Source organism: Klebsiella grimontii (assembly GCF_042137965.1).
Lineage (GTDB): Bacteria > Pseudomonadota > Gammaproteobacteria > Enterobacterales > Enterobacteriaceae > Klebsiella > Klebsiella grimontii.
This window is the reverse complement of record NZ_CP169721.1, coordinates 4,453,979-4,473,122: the sequence shown is the minus strand read 5'-3', so window position 1 is coordinate 4,473,122 and position 19,144 is coordinate 4,453,979. Positions and strand designations below refer to the sequence as shown.

The following is a 19,144-nucleotide window of genomic DNA, read 5'->3' as shown; positions in this document are numbered from 1 at the left end:
TCCGTCCTGCCCAGACAGTAGAAGGCGCAGATGTCGCTCAGATTACAGTTGGGTGAAGATTTGGGATTGGCGGGAACCGCGGAGGCTGGTAGCAGGTAGTCCGGACAGGCGCGCAGCGCCGCCTCCGGGAAGGCCGAAGCCGGAAAGTTGCGAACGCGTTTCCAGATTGCACTCCGGTTAAGCACGGGTGGGTAAGTCAGGTACGGGATTGGCCCTATTCAACCTTTCATCGCGATGTAAGCCGTAGTTTGTATCCGATTGATTGGGGGGAGAGGTGAAGGAGTTATTGCGCGGCGAGCGTCGTTAAAGTGACTTTCCCGGAGGCGGCGCGTTGCGCCTGTCCGGGCTACCAGCCCACAGATAGCTGTAAGCCCGTAGCCCGGGGAGCTAAACTAACGCAGGATTTTCTTTTCGGCCAGATCGAGAGCGAAGTAGCTGAAGATCAGATCCGCGCCGGCGCGTTTGATCGCGCCGAGGCTTTCCAGCACCACTTTCTCTTCATCGATAGCGCCGGCCTGGGCGGCGAACTTAATCATCGCGTATTCACCGCTCACCTGGTACGCGCCCAGCGGCAGGTTGGTGCGCTCGCGCAGATCGCGCAGGATATCGAGATACGGACCGGCCGGTTTGACCATCAGGCAGTCGGCGCCCTGGGCTTCGTCCAGCAGCGATTCGCGAATCGCTTCGCGGCGGTTCATCGGGCTCATCTGATAGGTTTTACGATCGCCTTTCAGCGCGGTGCCCGCGGCTTCGCGGAACGGACCATAGAACGATGAAGCGAACTTGGTGGAGTAGGACATAATCGCCGTATCGGTAAATCCGGCGGCGTCCAGCGCCTGGCGAATAGCCTGCACCTGGCCGTCCATCGCCGCGGAAGGAGCGATAAAATCGGCGCCTGCGGCAGCGGCGACCACCGCCTGCTTACCGAGGTTGGCAAGGGTTAAATCGTTATCGACGCCGTGGTCGCACAGCACGCCGCAGTGGCCGTGGGAGGTGTATTCGCAGAAGCAGGTGTCGGACATCACGATCATCTCCGGCACCGCCTCTTTACAGATACGGGACATGCGCGCCACCAGGCCGTTTTCGTTCCAGGTATCGCTGCCAACGGCATCGGTATGATGGGAAATCCCGAAGGTCATCACCGAACGGATACCGGCGTTGGCAATGCGCTCGATTTCGCGCGCCAGGTGTCTTTCCGGAATACGCATCACGCCGGGCATGGCTTCGATGGCTTTATAATCATCGATTTCTTCTTCAACAAAGATCGGCAACACCAGGTCGTTCAAACTCAGTGTTGTCTCTTCAAACATGGCGCGTAGCGAAGCGGACTTGCGCAGGCGGCGTGGGCGAGTGATTAAATCTGTCATGGTTTGCCTGATTTTGTGAAATGAAAAAAGCGAGTTTACCTCAATTGGCGGCGGGATGTTTCGCCAAAACGATCCTTATCCATCGTCGGTAAAACATCCCACAAGGCTACTGGCTGGCGGTTTCCATCACCGGGCGGACGCCGCTTAATTCGCTGACCAGCTCGTTGATCCCGTCGCTCATATTATTGAAACGCGTCAATGACGAGCGGGTTACCACCACGAAGGCGCCGACGTTAGCCTGCGGGTTCATCGCCATATAGGTGATAAAACCGCCGCCGCCGCCGGTTTTCTGAATGATGCCCGGCTGGCCGTTCTTCGGCTTCATGTAGACCCAGCCGAGGCCCAGCGCATCGGCTTTGCCCGGCACGTCCATCCCGATCACCCTCGTCAGCTGGCTGCGTTGATAGATCAGCGTCTGCATCCGGTCCGCCTGCTGCCCGCGGGTGAAGAAATCGGAAGAGAGGAACTGCTGCATCCAGCGCATCATATCGCCAGGCGTGGAGTAAACGCCGCCGCTGCCGATGGCCGCCAGGGTATTGTTGCACGGGCTGGCCCCTTTCTCCGGAATCATCAGGCGTCGGCACTGATCGGGAGACGGCGTAAAGGTCGTGTCTTTCATCCCCAGCGGGCGGGTGATCTGCTCTTCAAACAGCTGCGGATAAGGCTTGCCCGCGGCGGTAGAGAGCGCATCGGCCAGTAAATCGAACGCCAGATTGGAATAGGCGGCCTGCGAACCCGGCGCGGTTTTTAACGTCGCCGTGGTGAGCCAGTTCCAGCGCTGCTGGCGCGTCGGCCAGACGAACACCGGCCGGTGCGCCGCGCCGCCGGGCTGTTCGCGCGGCAGGGCGCTGGTATGGGTCGCCAGATTCACCAGCGTGATGGGCGCTCCCTGATATGTCGGCACCCGCGCGCCCGGCGGGGCGTATTTGCTCAGCGGATCGTTGAGCTTAACGACGCCCTGATCGAGAAGTTTGACCAGCATTTCGCTGGTCATCAGCTTGCTCAGGGAGGCGATGCGGATCACCGAATCGAGCTGCGGGTGCTCATTATTGCCCGGGCGCGTTTCGCCGAAGCTGCGAAATACGCGCTGGTTACCATCGATAACCACCAGCGCCATACCGGTCGCGCCGCTGCCGTAGTAGATATGGTTAGCGTAACGGTCGACAACATCGGCGGCGAATTCCGGGTCGACGCTCGGCTGCGCGGCCTGCGCCGATGTCAACGACGCCGCGCACAGCGCAGCAAAAATGAGCAGACTACGTTTCAACGGGGACATCCATCATGGTGAAGAAAAATATAGAGCGTATTTATACTACGAAGCGCCGCCGAGCAAAGCGCTAATAACGCCATTCTGTGCGGAAAAACGTAACCTGGCGTAAAAAAACCTTTTTTAAGCTTTCGGATAGCGGCTTTCGCCCGCGGGCGCGTATGATGATCGTTTTGGCTTAAGATGGGTGGCAAGAGACGATGGCGGCGAAACGGGTAGTGATGGTAGTGGATATGCAAAACGGCGTTTTCACGACGCCGCGTATTGAGCGCGAGCGCTGCGCGGCGCAAATCAACCGCCTGATAGACGCCGCGGATACCGTTGTCTTCATCCAGCACTGCGAAGAGGGCGGTCTGGAGGAGGGGAGCGAAGGTTTTGCATTGCTGCCCGAACTGCACCAACCCGCTGGCGCGCTGTTTGTGACCAAGACCGCCTGCGACGCCTTTTACCGCACCCGTCTGGAAGCGGTGCTGCGCGAGCATCACATCACGCAGTTTGTGATTTGCGGCTGCGCCACCGACTACTGCGTAGATACCACCATCAAAAACGGCGCCAGCCGGGGCTATGCGATTACCGTCGCTGAAGATGCCCATACTACCGCCAACCGCCCGGCGGCGCAGGCCGTCACGCTGATCGCCCACTACAACGAAGTGTGGCGTACGCTGACCGTTCCGGGCAATCCTTTACAGGTGAAATCGACAGAAACAATTCTGAACGGATGGTCGGCGAACTAAGCCGCTGATATCCGGTCTCATCATCCGCCCACTTTGCTTCGCTGCGACGGCTTTGCGGCGGGCGTTTTTGTGGTACACAGCACAGCAAAATGAAAAAGAAGTTAGCAGGAGAGCATGATGTTTAAATCCTTTTTCCCCAAACCGGGGCCGTTTTTTATTTCTGCCTTTATCTGGTCGCTGCTGGCGGTGATCTTTTGGCAGGCGGGCGGCGGCGACTGGCTGCTGCGGGCCACCGGCGCATCCCAGGATGTGGCGATTAGCGCGGCGCGCTTTTGGTCGCTTAACTATCTGGTGTTCTACGCCTTTTATGTGTTCTGCGTGGGCGTTTTCGCCCTCTTTTGGTTTATCTACAGCCCCCACCGCTGGCAGTACTGGTCGATCCTCGGTACCTCGCTGATTATTTTCGTCACCTGGTTTCTGGTGGAGGTCGGGGTGGCGATCAACGCCTGGTACGCCCCGTTCTACGATCTTATTCAGGCCGCGCTGGCGACGCCGCATAAGGTCAGCATTAACCAGTTTTATCATGAGATTGGCATCTTTCTCGGCATCGCGCTTATCGCGGTGATTATCGGGGTGATGAACAACTTCTTCGTCAGCCACTACGTTTTCCGCTGGCGTACCGCCATGAACGAACACTATATGGCGCACTGGCAGCATCTGCGCCATATCGAAGGCGCCGCGCAGCGTGTGCAGGAAGATACCATGCGCTTTGCTTCCACCCTGGAGAGCATGGGCGTCAGCTTCCTTAACGCGGTGATGACGCTTATCGCCTTCCTGCCGGTGCTGGTGACGCTCTCCGCGCACGTCCCGGATTTACCGATTGTCGGCCATCTGCCTTACGGCCTGGTGATTGCCGCGATCGTCTGGTCGTTAATGGGCACCGGCCTGCTGGCGGTGGTGGGAATCAAGCTGCCCGGGCTGGAATTTAAAAACCAGCGCGTCGAGGCCGCCTATCGTAAAGAGCTGGTGTACGGCGAGGATGACGCCAGCCGCGCGACGCCGCCGACGGTGCGTGAGCTCTTTGGCGCCGTGCGCCGCAACTATTTCCGCCTCTATTTCCACTACATGTATTTCAATATCGCCCGTATTCTTTATCTTCAGGTCGATAACGTTTTCGGTTTGTTCCTGCTGTTTCCGTCGATTGTTGCCGGTACGATTACGCTGGGCCTGATGACTCAGATAACCAACGTCTTTGGCCAGGTTCGCGGTTCGTTCCAGTATCTGATTAGCTCCTGGACTACGCTGGTTGAGCTGATGTCCATCTACAAACGTCTGCGCAGCTTTGAACGCGAACTGGATGGCAAAGAGCTGCTGGAAGTGACCCAAACATTAAGTTAACCATTGCAAGGAAGAAATATGGCCGTAGCATCATCTCGTTTTGTTTCGCTCACCCTGACGCTAGTGGCCGGGTTGGTTCTCAGCGCCTGTTCCAGCAAGCCGGAGCCGGTGCTGAAGGAGGGCGAAAAGCCGATTGATGTTGCCGCGGTGGTGCGGCAGAAAATGCCCGCCAGCGTCAAAGATCGCGAGGCCTGGGCGCAGGCCATCGCCAAAACCTTCGCCAGCCAGAAGTTGGCGCCGACGGAAGAGAATGTCTGTTCGGTGCTGGCGGTGGCGCAGCAGGAGTCCAACTATCAGTCGGACCCGGCGGTGCCCGGGCTAAACAAAATCGCCTGGCAGGAGATAGACCGCCGGGCGGAGAAAATGCATATCCCGGTTTTTCTGGTGCATACCGCGCTGAAAATCAAGTCGCCCAACGGCAAAAGCTATAGCGAACGCCTGGACAGCGTGAAAACCGAAAAGCAGCTGAGCGCGATTTTCGATGATTTTATCGGTATGGTGCCGATGGGGCAGAAGCTGTTCGGCTCCCTGAACCCGGTGCATACCGGCGGCCCGATGCAGGTCAGCATCGCCTTCGCCGAGCAGCATACCGACGGCTATCCGTGGAAAATCGACGGTACCGTGCGCCAGGAGGTGTTCAGCCTGCGCGGCGGTCTGTGGTTTGGCACTTATCATCTGTTGAACTATCCGGCGAACTACAGCGTGCCGCTGTACCGTTTTGCCGATTTCAACGCCGGATGGTACGCCAGCCGCAACGCCGCGTTCCAGAATGCGGTCTCCAGGGCGACCGGCGTGAAGCTGGCGCTGGATGGCGATTTAATTCGTTACGATAGCGACGAGGCCGGAACCACCGAACTGGCGGTGCGCCGTTTATCCTCACAGCTGGCGATGAGCGATGACGATATCCATCGTCAGTTGAAAAAGGGCGATACCCTGGCGTTTGAAGAGAGCGAACTCTATAAAAAAGTGTTTCGCATTGCCGATAAAAAAGCCGGTAAAACGCTACCGCGGGAAGTGCTGCCGGGCATTCAGCTAGAGAGCCCGAAAATTACCCGTAATCTGACGACCGCCTGGTTTGCTAAACGCGTTGATGACCGGCGGGCCAGCTGTATGGCGCGCCGTTAGCGGCGGCTGCGCCAGCGGAAAATCAGCCCTGGTATACCAATTAATACGCAGCCTGCCAGGAAGGGAATCAGCCCGAAGAGAGTACCGACCGTCAGGCTAATCTCGACCCGCGGGCGGCTGCTGTCCTGCATTTGAATCAGATGCTCAAAAACCCCCGGCGCGTGGATTAGCATACTCAGCATTTGCGCACCGGCCCAGAAGCAAAACAGCACAAACAGAGCGTAAGCGATGTTGCTGCTGGTGATAGAGCCCCTCTTTTTGCCGCCGTTGACGGTCTTTGCAAAGGTGAACTCTGCCATATTGACCTCCATACTTCACCTGCCTGCCGTTTTTTCCACGGCTACATAGAGGTTTATTCTGGCAACGAAGGGGGGATTTCAGTATCGGATTGCTGGTAATTTCCGCCCAGGAATATTCCTGATTTCATCGGGTTGTGAGTTTGCTACAAATTTGTGAAATTTAGACCGATATCGCAATGTGCGACAATTCTCAACGTGGCTACAGACCCGCGGTGGCGGCTATGCGAAGATGCTTTTTTTGTTGTCGGAGTGGTTATGAAGCTCACTGAAAAAATCCGCCGCGATTGGCACTACTACGCGGTTGCGCTGGGGTTAATTTTTATTATGAATGGCGTGGTCGGGCTGCTCGGCTATGAAACTGAAGGCTGGCGTTCTTACGCGGTTGGGCTAGTGACGTGGGTGATTAGCTTCTGGATCGCCGGGTTTATTATTCGCCGCCGCCCGGCAGAGGAAGCGTAAAGCGGAGGCGGTGAAGCCGTAGCCCGGCTAAGCGCAGCGCGAGCCGGGAAAAGGCCGGGCTGATACATCAATCCCGGCACACTCCCCGGGTCGCGGCGTAAACGCCTTACCCGGGCTACCGCCGGCAGATGGCGGTGAACCCGTTACCGGGATTAATTCATCGATGTTTTCAGCGCGCGATCGGCGGCGTGACGCTCTAGCGCCAGCTCAATCAGGCGGCTAATCAGGCTGGTGTAGTCCAGACCGCTGGCCTGCCACAGCTTCGGATACATGCTGATGTTGGTGAAACCCGGTAGGGTGTTGATTTCGTTAATCACCACGTCGTTCTCGGCGGTCAGGAAGACATCGACGCGCGCCATGCCGCTGCAGCCGAGGGTCTGATAGGCGCGAACGGCGATCTGGCGAATTTTATCGTTGACGTCGCTGTCGATGGCCGCCGGAACCACCACCTTCGCCCCCTGATCGTTAATGTACTTGGTGTCGTAGGCGTAGAATTCGCTGTTGAGGACGATTTCGCCGCAGGTGCTGGCCTGCGGATTATCATTGCCCAGCACCGCACACTCGATCTCGCGCCCTTTAATCCCCTGTTCAACCACCACTTTATGGTCAAATTCGAAGGCAAGGGCGACCGCCTGCTGATACTGCTCTTCGCTGTTGACCTTGCTGACGCCCACCGAGGAGCCCTGGTTCGCCGGTTTGACGAACAGCGGCAGGCCCAGCTTCGCCTGCACCTCGGCAAAACTCATCTGATTCCGGTTGGCGCGGGTCAGGGTAATAAAAGGCGCAATCGACAGCCCGGCATCGCGCAGCAGACGTTTGGTGACGTCTTTGTCCATGCAGGCGGCGGAGCCGAGAACGTCGGAACCGACGAAGGGCAGGTTGGCCATCCGCAGCATGCCCTGCAGAGAACCATCTTCCCCAAGGGTGCCGTGAACAATCGGGAAGATCACGTCAATGGCCGCCAGCGGCTGGCCGCTATCGGCGTTAATCAACTGCTGCGCTTCGCGTCCGGGAATTTGCGCCAGCGTAATATCGGATGGGCGCAGGGCAATATGGGCGGGGTCCTGCGGATTGAGCAGATAGTTGCTGGCGTCGTTGATATGCCATTGCCCCTGCTTATCAATCCCCAGCAAAACTACGTCGAAGCGCGTTTTATCGATCGCTTCCACGATATTTTTCGCTGACTGTAGCGACACTTCATGTTCTGCCGACTTACCGCCGAAAACGATCCCAACCCTCATCTTAGCCATTTCAACTTCCATCATGATTACATCAAAGGGCATAACATAGCATGTGAAACAGCCGCCTGGCTGCCATAATATTCACCGGGTAAAGCATTGGGAGGCAGCGCGTGAAAGGAAAAGGGCTTATCGTTCTGTTGGCGCTGCTGGCGGCCGGATATTACGGCTATCGTTATCTTCCCGCGCACTATAACCCGCTGGCGCCGCTGCGCCTGGAGGATCCGCCGGGGTTCATCACTCACTATAAGCTGCGGCGATTGACCCCCTCGCAGTGCGCCGGCCTGCTGAAAAAAGCGAATCAGCGAAATCTCATCACCAGCCAGCCGGTGGCCGATAGCGGGGGAGAGTGCCCTCTGCAAAACGTGGTTCGGGTACGCGATTTTGGCGCGGTAAAGCTCAGCAGCAGCTTCCTCGCCAGCTGCCCGCTGGCGTTGAGCAGCGCGCTGTATCTGCAACAGCAGGCGAAACCGCTGACCCGCCGGATGCTGGGGCAGGAGCTCCGCCAGGTTGACCATTTTGGCAGCTATGCCTGCCGCAATATTTACCATCGCCAGAACGCGCGGCGCAGCGAACATGCTACCGCGGAGGCGCTGGATATCAGCGGCTTTCGTTTGGCCGATGGCCGCCGCATCAGCGTGCTGAAAGGGTGGCCCGATGCGCAGTATCACCCCTGGCTGCAGGCGTTACTGACCGGCGGCTGCGGCTATTACGGTAACGCTTTAGGGCCGGACTACAACGCGGCCCACGCCAACCATTTTCACCTCGGCATGCGCGGCCAGGGATTCTGTTTCTGAGCATATCTCGCTGTCTTGTACGCTTTTCACCACGAAATTGTTCGTCATAACGGAATCACATGTCATAAAACACCAAACTCTCTGCCAGCGCACCTCTGGTAGAACGTCGGATGAGGGAAATTGCTAAGCTAGATAATAATTGTCGAAAAACTAATGAATACGCGTAGTTATGGAATCCTGGAAGGTTAATCTTATCTCCGTCTGGTTTGGCTGTTTTTTTACCGGACTGGCTATCAGCCAAATTCTCCCCTTTTTGCCGCTGTACGTTTCCCAACTGGGCGTGACCTCGCATGAAGCGTTATCCATGTGGTCGGGGCTGACCTTTAGCGTCACTTTTCTGGTGTCGGCGATCGTCTCGCCGATGTGGGGGAGCCTCGCCGACCGCAAAGGGCGCAAGCTGATGCTGCTGCGCGCCTCGCTCGGCATGGCTATCGCCATTTTACTCCAGGCCTTCGCCACCAACGTCTGGCAGCTGTTTATCCTGCGCGCGGTGATGGGGCTGACTTCCGGCTATATTCCTAACGCCATGGCGCTGGTGGCGTCTCAGGTTCCGCGCGAGCGTAGCGGCTGGGCGCTGAGCACGCTGTCGACGGCGCAGATCAGCGGGGTGATTGGCGGGCCGCTGCTCGGCGGTTTCCTGGCTGACCATGTCGGTTTGCGCGCCGTATTTATCATCACCGCGATTTTGCTCACCGTAAGCTTCCTGGTAACGCTGTTTCTGATTAAAGAGGGCGCCCGCCCGCAGGTTAGCAAGGCGGAGCGGCTGAGCGGTAAGGCGGTGTTTGCCTCGCTGCCCTATCCGGGGCTGGTGATCAGCCTGTTTTTCACCACCCTGGTGATTCAGCTCTGCAACGGCTCAATCGGCCCGATTCTGGCCCTGTTTATCAAGTCGATGGCGCCGGATAGTAATAACATCGCCTTTCTCGCGGGGATGATCGCCGCCGTGCCGGGCGTATCGGCGCTGATTTCGGCGCCCCGTCTGGGGAAATTGGGTGACAGAATCGGCACCTCGCGAATTCTGCTGGCGACGTTGTGCTGCGCGGTGGTGATGTTCTTTGCCATGTCGTTCGTTACGACCCCATTCCAGCTTGGCGTCCTGCGCTTTCTGCTCGGTTTTGCCGATGGGGCGATGCTGCCGGCGGTGCAAACGCTTCTGCTGAAGTACTGCAGCGACAGCGTCACCGGGCGTATTTTCGGTTATAACCAGTCGTTTATGTATCTCGGCAACGTGGCCGGGCCGCTGATCGGCGCGTCGGTCTCGGCCATGGCCGGTTTCCGCTGGGTGTTTATCGCCACGGCGATTATTGTGCTGATCAATATCTGGCAGCTGGCCATCATGCTGCGCCGCAGCCGCCGTACCGCGGCTTAATCCCTTCTTCTTCTGCCTGGCCGGTATTTGCGTCACAGCGTCAATGCCGGCCTTTGTATTCCTTAATCTTCAAATGTATCACCGATCACAAAACGATCATTTTCCCTTCTCACCCTCTTCTATTCGTAACTGTTACGCGTATACAGTTACGCGTAACAGTTATTGAAAAAGAGGTTTTATGCGAAATTTATTCGATTTGTCAGGGAAACGCGCGCTGATCACCGGCTCTGCTCAGGGGATAGGCCATCTGCTGGCCGGCGGCCTCGCCGAGTACGGCGCGGAGATAGTCATTAACGACCGGACGCAGGAAAGAGCAGACCAGGCGGCGCAGGCGCTGGTGGCGCAGGGCTTTCGCGCGGTAGGGTACGCCTTTGACGTCACCCAGGCGGCGCAGGTCGAGCAGACGATAGCCCGCATCGAAGAGGAGGTCGGCGCAATTGATATTTTAATTAATAACGCCGGGATCCAGCGGCGTTTCCCTTTTACCGAGTTTCCGGAGGAGGAGTGGGACAACGTTATTGAGGTCAACCAGAAGGGCGTTTTTCTGGTATCGCAGCAGGTGGCGAAATATATGATGGGCCGCCGCGCGGGAAAAATAATTAATATTTGTTCGATGCAGAGCGAACTGGGACGTAAAACAATTACGCCTTATGCGGCCTCAAAAGGGGCGGTTAAAATGCTTACCCGCGGCATGTGCGTTGAGCTGGCCGAATATAATATTCAGGTTAACGGTATCGCGCCGGGATATTTTGCCACCGAGATGACGACCGCCCTGGTCAACGATGAGGCGTTTTCCGCCTGGCTGTATCAGCGCACGCCGGCGGCGCGTTGGGGAAAACCGGAAGAGCTGATTGGCGCCGCGGTGTATCTGGCCTCGTCGGCGGCAAACTTTGTTAACGGTCATTTGCTGTTTGTGGACGGCGGAATGCTCGCCGCTGTCTGAATCATTTCACGTCCTTCGGGCGGCAGCGTGCCCGCGCTGCCAGAAGGACGGCGTATTTAACTCGTGTGAAGATATTGATATCTGAGGATGGCTTATGCATATGCTCGCGAAATTACCCGCGCGTCGCTGGTGGTATTTAATGCCGATTATATTTATTACCTATAGTCTGGCCTACCTTGACCGCGCGAATTATGGTTTTGCCGCTGCGGCGGGAATTGAAAGCGATTTGGGTATTACCAAAGGAACGGCGTCGCTGATTGGCGCATTATTTTTTCTCGGTTATTTCTTTTTCCAGGTTCCCGGTGCGATATATGCGGTAAAACGCAGCGTGCGGAAAATGATTTTCTGCAGCCTTATTTTATGGGGATTCTGCGCGGCGGCCACCGGATTCGTCAGCAATATTCCGATGCTGATGGCGATTCGCTTTACGCTTGGCGTGGTGGAGGCGGCGGTGATGCCGGCGATGCTGATTTATATCAGCAACTGGTTTACTAAAACCGAGCGTTCACGCGCTAATACTTTTCTGATCCTCGGGAACCCGGTGACGGTGCTGTGGATGTCTATCGTTTCCGGCTATCTGATTCAGGCGTGGGGCTGGCGCGAAATGTTCATCATTGAAGGCATTCCGGCGGTGCTGTGGGCGGTATGCTGGTGGATACTGGTGCGCGATAAACCGTCCGAGGTTTCCTGGCTGAACGAGCAGGAAAAAGAGACCCTGCAGAAGGTGATGGACAGCGAGCAGAGCCATATCAAGCCGGTGCGCAACTACGGTGAAGCGCTGCGCTCGCGCAATGTGATTATGCTCTGCGCCGTACACGCGCTGTGGAGCATCGGCGTCTACGGTTTCATGATGTGGATGCCGTCGATTCTGAAAAACGCCGCGCAGATGGATATCGTGGCGGTGGGCTGGCTGGCGGCGGTGCCGTACCTGGCGGCGATTATCCTGATGCTGACGGTCTCCTGGCTGTCGGATAAGTTCCAGAATCGTAAGCTGTTTATCTGGCCGCTATTGCTGATTGCCGCTATCGCCTTCTTTGGCTCGTGGATGGTGGGCAACCAGGCGTTCTGGTTATCCTATGCGCTGCTGGTTATTGCCGCGGCCTGCATGTATGCGCCCTACGGGCCGTTCTTCGCGCTTATTCCTGAACTGCTGCCGCGCAACGTTTCCGGCGTATCGATGGGGTTAATCAACAGCTTCGGCGCGCTCGGCGCTTTCCTTGGCGCGTGGCTGGTGGGGTATCTGAACGGGATAACCGGCGGGCCGGGGGTATCCTATACCTTTATGGCCGTCGCGCTGTTATCGTCCGTCGTGCTGATGTTCAACGTGCGCGCTAACCCGCAATCTTCTTCCCCGGCGGTGGCAAAAAGGGTTGTCGGCTAACATAAACCGCCGCTGCTGTGGTAAGGTTCTCTGCGAGCACATAAGTCGTTTGTCGTAGAGAACCTGATGAAAAACAACCGGATGACATTGCAGGATATCGCTAATCTGGCGGGGTTGAATAAAATGACGGTCAGCCGTTATTTACGCGACCCCGGCCAGGTTTCTGAGCGCAGCCGCGAGCTGATTTCAAAGGTCATGGAAGAGAACAACTATATCCCCAACCGCGCCCCGGAAATCCTGCTTAACGCCCGCAGCAAAACGATTGGCGTGCTTATTCCCTCCTTCCGCAACCAGATTTTTGCCGATGTGCTGGCCGGCATCGAGTCGGTGACCTCCGCGCACCAGTACCAGACCCTGATTGCCAACTATGAATATGACCCGCAGCGCGAAGAGCGCGAAGTGCTCAACCTGCTCTCTTACAACATCGACGGGCTGATTTTGACCGGCAAGCAGCACAGCGATCGCATGGTGCAGTACGTGCGCGCCAGCGGTATTCCCGTCGCTGAACTGATGGACTTTGGCGGTCAGCAGCTGGATATCCAGGTGGGCTTCGATAACGAGAAGGCGGCGTGGGACATGACCCACGCTTTCCTTGAGAGCGGCAAACGGGCGATCGCCTTTTTTGGCTCCATGGACGATCCCCGCGATTTAAGCCGTTTTCACGGCACTGAACTGGCGCTGGCGGAGCACGGTCTGAAGGCGTATCACATGGCGCCGAAGACGATCTCCTCGGTTGCGCTGGGTCGGCAGATGTTCCTGCAGATGCAGCAGTCGCGCCCGGATATTGACGCCATTTTTTGTACCAACGACGACCTGGCGGTGGGCGTGCTGCTCGAGTGCCAGGCGCAGGGGAAAGCCGTCCCCCAGGAGATGGCCATTGCCGGTTTTCACGGCCTCGAAATTGGCCGGGCGCGGCTACAAAAAATAGCCAGCGTCATTACCCCACGTTATGACATCGGTAAAACCGCGAGCGAAATACTTATTGCGCGCCTGGCCGGTAAAGACGCGCCGGACAGCGTTAATCTGGCCTACCAGATATATTATGGCGATACGTTATAGTTATCGATAGAATAGCGATATTCCGTTTTATTCTTATTTGTTAATTTTGGTTATGACGCTTATTAATCCCTCGTTGAGTAAACTCCTGGAGGGATTGACAATGAGCAAAACGTTTCGCTTGTTATTCATTGACGTGTCGATCCTTTTTAAAAAATAATGGTGGAAACCGACGGCTAATCTATGACATAAATAGCAGACTACGGACCTCGCATAAGGATAAAGCGCTGTGAAGAATCTCATTGCTGAGCTACTGGTTAAACTCGCCCAAAAGGAAGAAGAATCGAAGGAACTGACGGCGCAGGTGGAGGCGCTGGAAGTGGTGGTGACTGCTCTGCTACGCCACATGGAGCAGGGCGCCCAGCAGGCGCTGATCAGCGATATTGAGCAGGCCATCGACGAGGCCAGCCCCGGCCCGCTGGTCGACGACCGCGATACCCAGCTATTGCAGCAATATATAAAGAAGCTGTTACGGCATCCTCGTAGTTAGTTTTGTGACAAGGTATGGATGCTGTCATTTTACTGTCACATCGCTTTTATACAGTCTCCCTCGTTTTGTTTTTTAAAGTATTTTTTACATGGAGACGATAAAAGTGAAATTAAGCGCCTTGTTTATTGCCCTGATACCTCTGTTGGGCTCCCCGATTATTCACGCTGAAACAACAACCGCACCGGTTCTGGAAAATCGTGCCGCGCAGGGCGATATCACCACGCCGGGCGGAGCGCGTCGTTTAAGCGGCGACCAGACCGAGGCGCTGCGCGCTTCGTTAATCAATAAACCGGCTAAAAATATTATTTTGCTGATTGGCGACGGAATGGGCGATTCAGAAATTACCGCCGCGCGAAATTATGCAGAAGGGGCGGGCGGATTCTTTAAAGGGATTGACGCGCTGCCGCTGACCGGCCAGTACACCCACTATTCGCTGGATAAGAAAACCGGCAAGCCGGATTATGTGACTGACTCCGCCGCTTCCGCTACGGCCTGGACCACCGGCGTGAAAAGCTACAACGGCGCGCTGGGCGTGGATATCCATGAAAAAGATCATCAGACCATCCTTGAGCTGGCGAAAGCGGCGGGTTTAGCTACCGGTAACGTCTCGACGGCGGAACTGCAGGACGCCACGCCGGCTGCGCTGGTGGCGCACGTCACTTCGCGTAAATGCTACGGTCCGAGCGTAACCAGTGAAAAATGCGCCAGCAACGCGCTGGAAAAAGGCGGTAGGGGTTCCATTACCGAACAGCTGCTGAACGCGCGTCCGGACGTGACGCTGGGCGGCGGAGCGAAAACCTTCGCTGAAACCGCGACGGCCGGCGAATGGCAGGGCAAAACGCTGCACGATCAGGCGGTGGCCCGCGGCTACCAGATCGTCACTGACGTCAGCTCGCTGGCCGCCATTAGCCAGGCCAATCAGGACAAACCGCTGCTCGGTCTCTTCGCGGAAGGCAATATGCCGGTGCGTTGGGAAGGCCCAAAAGCGTCTTATCACGGCAATATCGATAAGCCGGCGGTAACCTGTACGCCGAACCCGAAACGTGACGCATCGGTGCCGACGCTGGCGCAGATGACCGAAAAAGCCATCGATCTGCTGAGCAGCAGTGAGAAGGGCTTCTTCCTGCAGGTGGAAGGCGCTTCTATCGATAAACAGGATCACGCGGCGAATCCGTGCGGTCAGATTGGCGAAACCGTCGATCTGGATGAAGCGGTACAGAAGGCGCTGGAGTTTGCCAAAAAAGAGGGCAATACCCTGGTTATCGTCACCGCTGACCACGCTCACGCCAGCCAGATTATCCCGGCGGATACCAAAGCCCCAGGCCTGACGCAGGCGCTGAATACCAAAGACGGCGCGGTGATGGTCATGAGCTATGGCAACTCTGAAGAAACCTCGATGGAGCATACCGGCACCCAGCTGCGCATTGCCGCCTACGGCCCGCACGCGGCCAACGTGGTGGGGCTAACCGATCAGACCGACCTGTTCTATACCATGAAGGCCGCACTTAATCTGAAATAACCTGACGCCGGTGACGAATTTTCGTTACCGGCTGGTTTTTTCTCCATCAGCGACCAGACTTACAGAGATCCACTCATAGAGGATGGTGCGATGAAAATAACATTACTTGTGACCCTACTTTTTGGCCTGGTATTTATGACAGCGGTGAGTGCCGCGGAAAAAGAGTTAACCCCCCAGCAGCAAAAGATGAGCGTGTGTAATAAAGAAGCGTCGTCGAAGTCGCTGAAAGGGGATGAGCGTAAAACGTTTATGAGTAGCTGCCTGAAGAAAGATGGCGCCGCGCAGGACGGTAAGGGGCTAACGCCTCAGCAGCAGAAGATGCGCGAGTGCAACGCTCAGGCGACCCAGCAGTCTCTGAAAGGAGACGATCGCAGCAAATTTATGAGCGCCTGCCTGAAAAAACAGGTGTAAGAAATAAGCGGGTGAGGGAAACCTCACCCGCTATTCGCTATTTCAATCAGGAACGGCTGAGCTTCTCTGATTTTTCCATGCATTTCACCATCGCTTCGATGACGGCCGAGCGGAAGCCTTTCTCTTCCAGCACGCGCACGGCTTCGATCGTGGTGCCGCCCGGCGAGCACACCATATCCTTCAGCGCGCCCGGATGCTCTCCGCTCTCGAGCACCATTTTAGCTGAACCCATCACCGCCTGGGCCGCGAATTTATAGGCCTGAGCGCGCGGCATTCCGCCAAGCACGGCGGCGTCCGCCATCGCTTCGATAAACATAAAAACGTAGGCCGGCGCGGAGCCGCTGACGCCAACCACCGGGTGAATCATTGGCTCGGCAATGATTTCCGCCTGGCCAAAGCAGCGGAAAATGGTCAGGATTTCTGCGGTTTCTTCGGCGCTCACCAGCGCGTTCGGCGTGACCGACGTCATCCCCGCGTTGACCAGCGAAGGCGTGTTGGGCATCGCGCGGACTATTTTGCGATCGTGACCCAGGGCTCGCGCCAGCTGATCGAGCGTCACGCCTGCGGCGATAGAAACCACCAGCGAGTCTTTATTCAGGCTGGAGGCGATGTCGCTGAGGACTTTAACCATCACGCCCGGCTTCACGGCGCCAAAAACGATATCCGCCACCTGGGCCACTTCCTGCGCGCTTTGCGCCGCATTAATGCCGTACTGGTCGTGCAGGGCCGCCACTTTGTCCGGCGACGGGGTGTAGACCCAGATTTGACCCGGCTGAACCTGTCCGCTGGCGATCAGGCCGCCCAGAATGGCCTTGCCCATATTGCCGCAGCCGATAAAGCCGATTTTCTTCTCCATCACCAATCCCCTTTGCTTGTTTTATCGTTAGCTACATAGCTTATCATCTTGTTGCTTTCGCGGAAGGCAAAAGCAGGTGACAATACGGCCTCTCTTTTTGGTCGACAGGAGCCGCAATGGCTATTTGGGTTGATGCGGACGCGTGTCCGAACGTCATTAAAGATATTTTGTTCCGCGCCGCCGAGCGCACGCAAATCTCGCTGACGCTGGTCGCTAACCAGCCGCTGCGCGTCCCGCCGTCGCGCTTTATCCGCACGCTGCGCGTGGCGCAGGGGTTTGACGTGGCGGATAACGAAATCGTTCGTTTATGCGAGCCGGGAGATTTGGTGATTACCGCCGATATTCCGCTGGCGGCGGAAGTGCTGGAGAAAGGCGGGGCGGCGCTGAATCCGCGTGGAGAACGCTACAGCGAGGCGACTATTCGCGAGCGGCTGACGATGCGTGATTTTATGGAAACGATGCGGGCCAGCGGCGTGCAGACCGGCGGCCCGGATAGCTTATCCCAGCGCGATCGCCAGCAGTTTGCCGCCGCGCTGGAGAAATGGCTGTTAGAGGTCAAACGCCCGCAGGCTTAAACCCAGCTGTCGTCGTCGCTGCCAAAATCATCGTTGCCGAAACCGGCGTCAAAGTCGGAGTCATAGTCGTTGTTGTCGGCAAGGAACTGCCCGTCATCCTGGCGGAAGGTATCGTCAGCGACGCTGCTGTCCTGCGCCTGGCTGAGATCCGGCTGCGGTTTATCTTCGATAATATTGACGATCTCCTGCGGATGCGAGCCGCTAAACATATTGGTCAACATATTGCCCAACACTACGCCGCCCGCGACGCCTGCCGCCGTTTGCAGCGCGCCGGCCATAAAGCCGCCGCCGCTGCGCGAGGCCTGAGGCGCGTAGTTCTGCTGTTGCGCCTGCGGGGCGTACTGAGGCTGGGCGCTGGCCTGTGGTCGGCCATACTGCTCTGCGCCAGGAATCGGATCGGAGCCGCGAGACTGCCCGCCGCCAAACAGGCCGGAGAGAAATCCGCCGCTGCTCGGCTTCGCGGCCTGAAGCTGAGTGACCTGGCTTTCCAGCGCCTGAATACGGTCGTTAAGCTGTTTGATCGCCGCTTCCTGAATCAAAATCGTCTGCGCCATATAGTAAGGGGCGAACGGCTGCTCTTTGATGTGCCCGGCAATCCGCTCCTCAGCGCTGGCATCGCGCGATGCGCTGCGGCTCTCGGCCTCTTTTAACCGGGAAAACAGTCCATCGATAAGGCGTTGCTCTTCAGATTGCATACTACATACCTCTGTCATACTGATTGATTAGCCTCAGATTCGCTCCGAAGCACTCGTCTTGTAAATATGCGGCAGCGTAAAGCTGTGCAGAAATGTGTTACTGTTTACGCCAGACTGCGAACAAAAAATAACTTTTGTACAAAAGTAAAGCTGGCATAACACCAAATGCAATGATAAGTTTACATGTAAAGTCCTTTCTAATACTAAGGTAAAAGGGTTTGCAGATGGTGTGTAACGTTTATTTTACGGTTAACGTCAGGTAAGTTTGCGGTACCATTGTTTCTCTTTTCGCTTTCATTTATCCGCGGTACGCGGAACCAAGGGGTCTTCGGTAATGACACAGCTAATATTTCTTGTCGGGCCTCGCGGCTGCGGTAAAACGACCGTCGGTCACGCGCTGGCGAAAGTTCGCAGCTTTAAGTTCGCCGACACGGACCATGAGCTGCAGGAGCATGAGCAGCGCACGGTAGCGGCGATCGTCCAGCAGGAGGGCTGGGAACGCTTTCGTGCTCTGGAAACGCAGGCGTTAGAAAGAGTCGCGCAACCTGCAACCATCATCGCCACCGGCGGCGGCATTATACTCAGCGAATATAACCGTCAGTTTATGCGGGAAAATGGTGTCGTGATCTATCTTGAGGCTTCGGTTTCCGCGCTGATTGACCGTCTTGAAGCCTATCCGAAGGCTGAACAGCGCCCGACGCTGACCGGCAAGCCCATCCGCGAGGAAGTGGGTGAGGTGCTGGCGCAGAGGGAAGCGCTATATCGCGCGGCCGCGCATCATATTATTAACGCCACCGCGTCGCCGGATGAGGTCGTGGAACAGATTATGGCGACCGTCTGCGGTGTGAGCTATACCAGTTAAGACTTTGCCTGGGGAAAACGGATCGGCAGCGCCTATACTTTAAAGCTCTTAAGGTAAAAAAAGGAAACGCTATGCCGACCAGACCTCCATATCCAAGGGAAGCGCGTGTTGTCGCCGTTGAAAAAGGCCCGCAGGGCCAAACGGTCACCTGGTATGAACTGCGCGCTGACCATCCGACGCCAAACTCCCTCATCAGTGAACACCCTACTGAACAGGAAGCGTTGGACGCCAAACGGCGCTACGAAGATCCTGACAAGTCTTAATTCCCCCATTCATGTCCGGGATTGGCTCTGAAAAGATCGCTACCGGACATGCATCACATTTTTAATTTATTAACCGTACTAATGATTACCTAAGGTACGG

The 19,144-nt window shown here is 56.7% G+C and carries 21 protein-coding genes and 1 pseudogene; 16 read left to right on the top strand and 6 right to left on the bottom strand.

Translation table 11 applies throughout. The features are described 5' to 3' along the window. Window positions 1–173: 173 nt before the first annotated feature. Window positions 174–307 (top strand): annotated as a pseudogene (locus tag ACE3MN_RS21000) (transposase); the annotation flags it as partial. Between the two features lie 85 nt (window positions 308–392). On the opposite strand, the gene hemB reads toward ACE3MN_RS21000, so the two are convergent. Both hemB and ampH read right to left on the bottom strand, forming a co-directional pair. Next, window positions 393–1,367, bottom strand: a complete 975-nt coding sequence (gene hemB, locus ACE3MN_RS20995; RefSeq protein WP_004132498.1) for a porphobilinogen synthase — start codon at window positions 1,365–1,367, stop codon at window positions 393–395. A gap of 106 nt (window positions 1,368–1,473) precedes the next feature. After that, window positions 1,474–2,634, bottom strand: coding sequence for a D-alanyl-D-alanine-carboxypeptidase/endopeptidase AmpH (gene ampH, locus ACE3MN_RS20990; RefSeq protein ID WP_004132496.1), 1,161 nt, complete (start codon window positions 2,632–2,634; stop codon window positions 1,474–1,476). A gap of 221 nt (window positions 2,635–2,855) precedes the next feature. Here ampH and ACE3MN_RS20985 point away from each other — a divergent pair, with 221 nt between their 5' ends. The 3 genes from ACE3MN_RS20985 (at window position 2,856) to ACE3MN_RS20975 (ending at window position 5,831) form a co-directional block, all read left to right on the top strand. Beyond that, a complete protein-coding gene (locus tag ACE3MN_RS20985; RefSeq protein ID WP_176518982.1) occupies window positions 2,856–3,368 on the top strand; it encodes a cysteine hydrolase family protein in 513 nt (170 codons plus the stop codon). Between the two features lie 117 nt (window positions 3,369–3,485). Beyond that, window positions 3,486–4,706: a peptide antibiotic transporter SbmA gene (sbmA, locus tag ACE3MN_RS20980; protein ID WP_004132492.1), complete on the top strand. Its 1,221-nt coding sequence runs from the start codon at window positions 3,486–3,488 to the stop codon at window positions 4,704–4,706. An 18-nt stretch (window positions 4,707–4,724) separates the two neighbouring features. Then, a complete protein-coding gene (locus tag ACE3MN_RS20975; protein ID WP_024359080.1) occupies window positions 4,725–5,831 on the top strand; it encodes a DUF1615 domain-containing protein in 1,107 nt (368 codons plus the stop codon). Here ACE3MN_RS20975 and ACE3MN_RS20970 read toward each other — a convergent pair. After that, complete coding sequence (locus ACE3MN_RS20970; RefSeq protein ID WP_004129576.1) at window positions 5,828–6,130, bottom strand: DUF2755 family protein; 303 nt, start codon at window positions 6,128–6,130, stop codon at window positions 5,828–5,830. The two genes, ACE3MN_RS20975 and ACE3MN_RS20970, sit on opposite strands and share 4 nt — an antisense overlap. A 255-nt stretch (window positions 6,131–6,385) precedes the next feature. On the opposite strand from ACE3MN_RS20970, the gene ACE3MN_RS20965 reads away from it, so the two are divergent. Further along, complete coding sequence (locus ACE3MN_RS20965) at window positions 6,386–6,589, top strand: DUF2754 family protein (protein ID WP_004132489.1); 204 nt, start codon at window positions 6,386–6,388, stop codon at window positions 6,587–6,589. Window positions 6,590–6,741: 152 nt separating this feature from the next. On the opposite strand, the gene ddlA is transcribed toward ACE3MN_RS20965, so the two are convergent. Next, the gene (ddlA, locus tag ACE3MN_RS20960; RefSeq protein WP_375364163.1) at window positions 6,742–7,839 is read right to left on the bottom strand and encodes a D-alanine--D-alanine ligase; all 1,098 of its coding nucleotides are present in this window, start codon (window positions 7,837–7,839) and stop codon (window positions 6,742–6,744) included. Window positions 7,840–7,940: 101 nt separating this feature from the next. Between ddlA and ACE3MN_RS20955 the strand changes: the two genes are divergently transcribed. The 8 genes from ACE3MN_RS20955 (at window position 7,941) to psiF (ending at window position 15,793) form a co-directional block, all read left to right on the top strand. Further along, window positions 7,941–8,624 (top strand): extensin family protein, encoded by a 684-nt coding sequence (locus ACE3MN_RS20955; protein ID WP_004132485.1) that lies wholly within the window; start codon window positions 7,941–7,943, stop codon window positions 8,622–8,624. Window positions 8,625–8,793: 169 nt separating this feature from the next. Beyond that, window positions 8,794–9,993 (top strand): multidrug efflux MFS transporter, encoded by a 1,200-nt coding sequence (locus tag ACE3MN_RS20950; RefSeq protein WP_004129587.1) that lies wholly within the window; start codon window positions 8,794–8,796, stop codon window positions 9,991–9,993. Window positions 9,994–10,171: 178 nt separating this feature from the next. Continuing rightward, window positions 10,172–10,936: a gluconate 5-dehydrogenase gene (gene idnO / locus ACE3MN_RS20945; RefSeq protein ID WP_024359077.1), complete on the top strand. Its 765-nt coding sequence runs from the start codon at window positions 10,172–10,174 to the stop codon at window positions 10,934–10,936. 94 nt (window positions 10,937–11,030) lie between these two features. Further along, entirely contained in the window at window positions 11,031–12,317 is a 1,287-nt protein-coding gene (locus tag ACE3MN_RS20940) for an MFS transporter (RefSeq protein WP_049087362.1), read from the top strand. A gap of 66 nt (window positions 12,318–12,383) precedes the next feature. Beyond that, window positions 12,384–13,376, top strand: coding sequence for a substrate-binding domain-containing protein (locus ACE3MN_RS20935; protein WP_024359075.1), 993 nt, complete (start codon window positions 12,384–12,386; stop codon window positions 13,374–13,376). 226 nt (window positions 13,377–13,602) lie between these two features. Next, the gene (iraP, locus tag ACE3MN_RS20930) at window positions 13,603–13,863 is read left to right on the top strand and encodes an anti-adapter protein IraP (RefSeq protein ID WP_004129608.1); all 261 of its coding nucleotides are present in this window, start codon (window positions 13,603–13,605) and stop codon (window positions 13,861–13,863) included. A gap of 88 nt (window positions 13,864–13,951) precedes the next feature. Further along, window positions 13,952–15,382, top strand: a complete 1,431-nt coding sequence (gene phoA, locus ACE3MN_RS20925) for an alkaline phosphatase (protein ID WP_049088779.1) — start codon at window positions 13,952–13,954, stop codon at window positions 15,380–15,382. 90 nt (window positions 15,383–15,472) lie between these two features. After that, window positions 15,473–15,793, top strand: a complete 321-nt coding sequence (gene psiF / locus ACE3MN_RS20920; RefSeq protein ID WP_004132478.1) for a phosphate starvation-inducible protein PsiF — start codon at window positions 15,473–15,475, stop codon at window positions 15,791–15,793. 46 nt (window positions 15,794–15,839) lie between these two features. Here the strand turns inward: psiF and proC are convergent, their stop codons facing one another. Further along, window positions 15,840–16,649: a pyrroline-5-carboxylate reductase gene (proC, locus tag ACE3MN_RS20915; protein ID WP_004132477.1), complete on the bottom strand. Its 810-nt coding sequence runs from the start codon at window positions 16,647–16,649 to the stop codon at window positions 15,840–15,842. A gap of 116 nt (window positions 16,650–16,765) precedes the next feature. Here proC and ACE3MN_RS20910 point away from each other — a divergent pair, with 116 nt between their 5' ends. Next, window positions 16,766–17,224, top strand: a complete 459-nt coding sequence (locus tag ACE3MN_RS20910) for a YaiI/YqxD family protein (protein ID WP_004132476.1) — start codon at window positions 16,766–16,768, stop codon at window positions 17,222–17,224. Here ACE3MN_RS20910 and ACE3MN_RS20905 read toward each other — a convergent pair. Next, window positions 17,221–17,919 (bottom strand): DUF2076 domain-containing protein, encoded by a 699-nt coding sequence (locus ACE3MN_RS20905; protein ID WP_049100112.1) that lies wholly within the window; start codon window positions 17,917–17,919, stop codon window positions 17,221–17,223. The two genes, ACE3MN_RS20910 and ACE3MN_RS20905, sit on opposite strands and share 4 nt — an antisense overlap. Window positions 17,920–18,253: 334 nt before the next feature. Between ACE3MN_RS20905 and aroL the strand changes: the two genes are divergently transcribed. Beyond that, window positions 18,254–18,781 carry a shikimate kinase AroL gene (gene aroL, locus ACE3MN_RS20900; protein WP_064342266.1) on the top strand — a complete coding sequence of 176 codons (528 nt, stop codon included), beginning with the start codon at window positions 18,254–18,256 and terminating at the stop codon, window positions 18,779–18,781. Window positions 18,782–18,852: 71 nt separating this feature from the next. Further along, window positions 18,853–19,044, top strand: a complete 192-nt coding sequence (locus tag ACE3MN_RS20895) for a YaiA family protein (protein ID WP_004129622.1) — start codon at window positions 18,853–18,855, stop codon at window positions 19,042–19,044. Window positions 19,045–19,144: the final 100 nt, after the last annotated feature.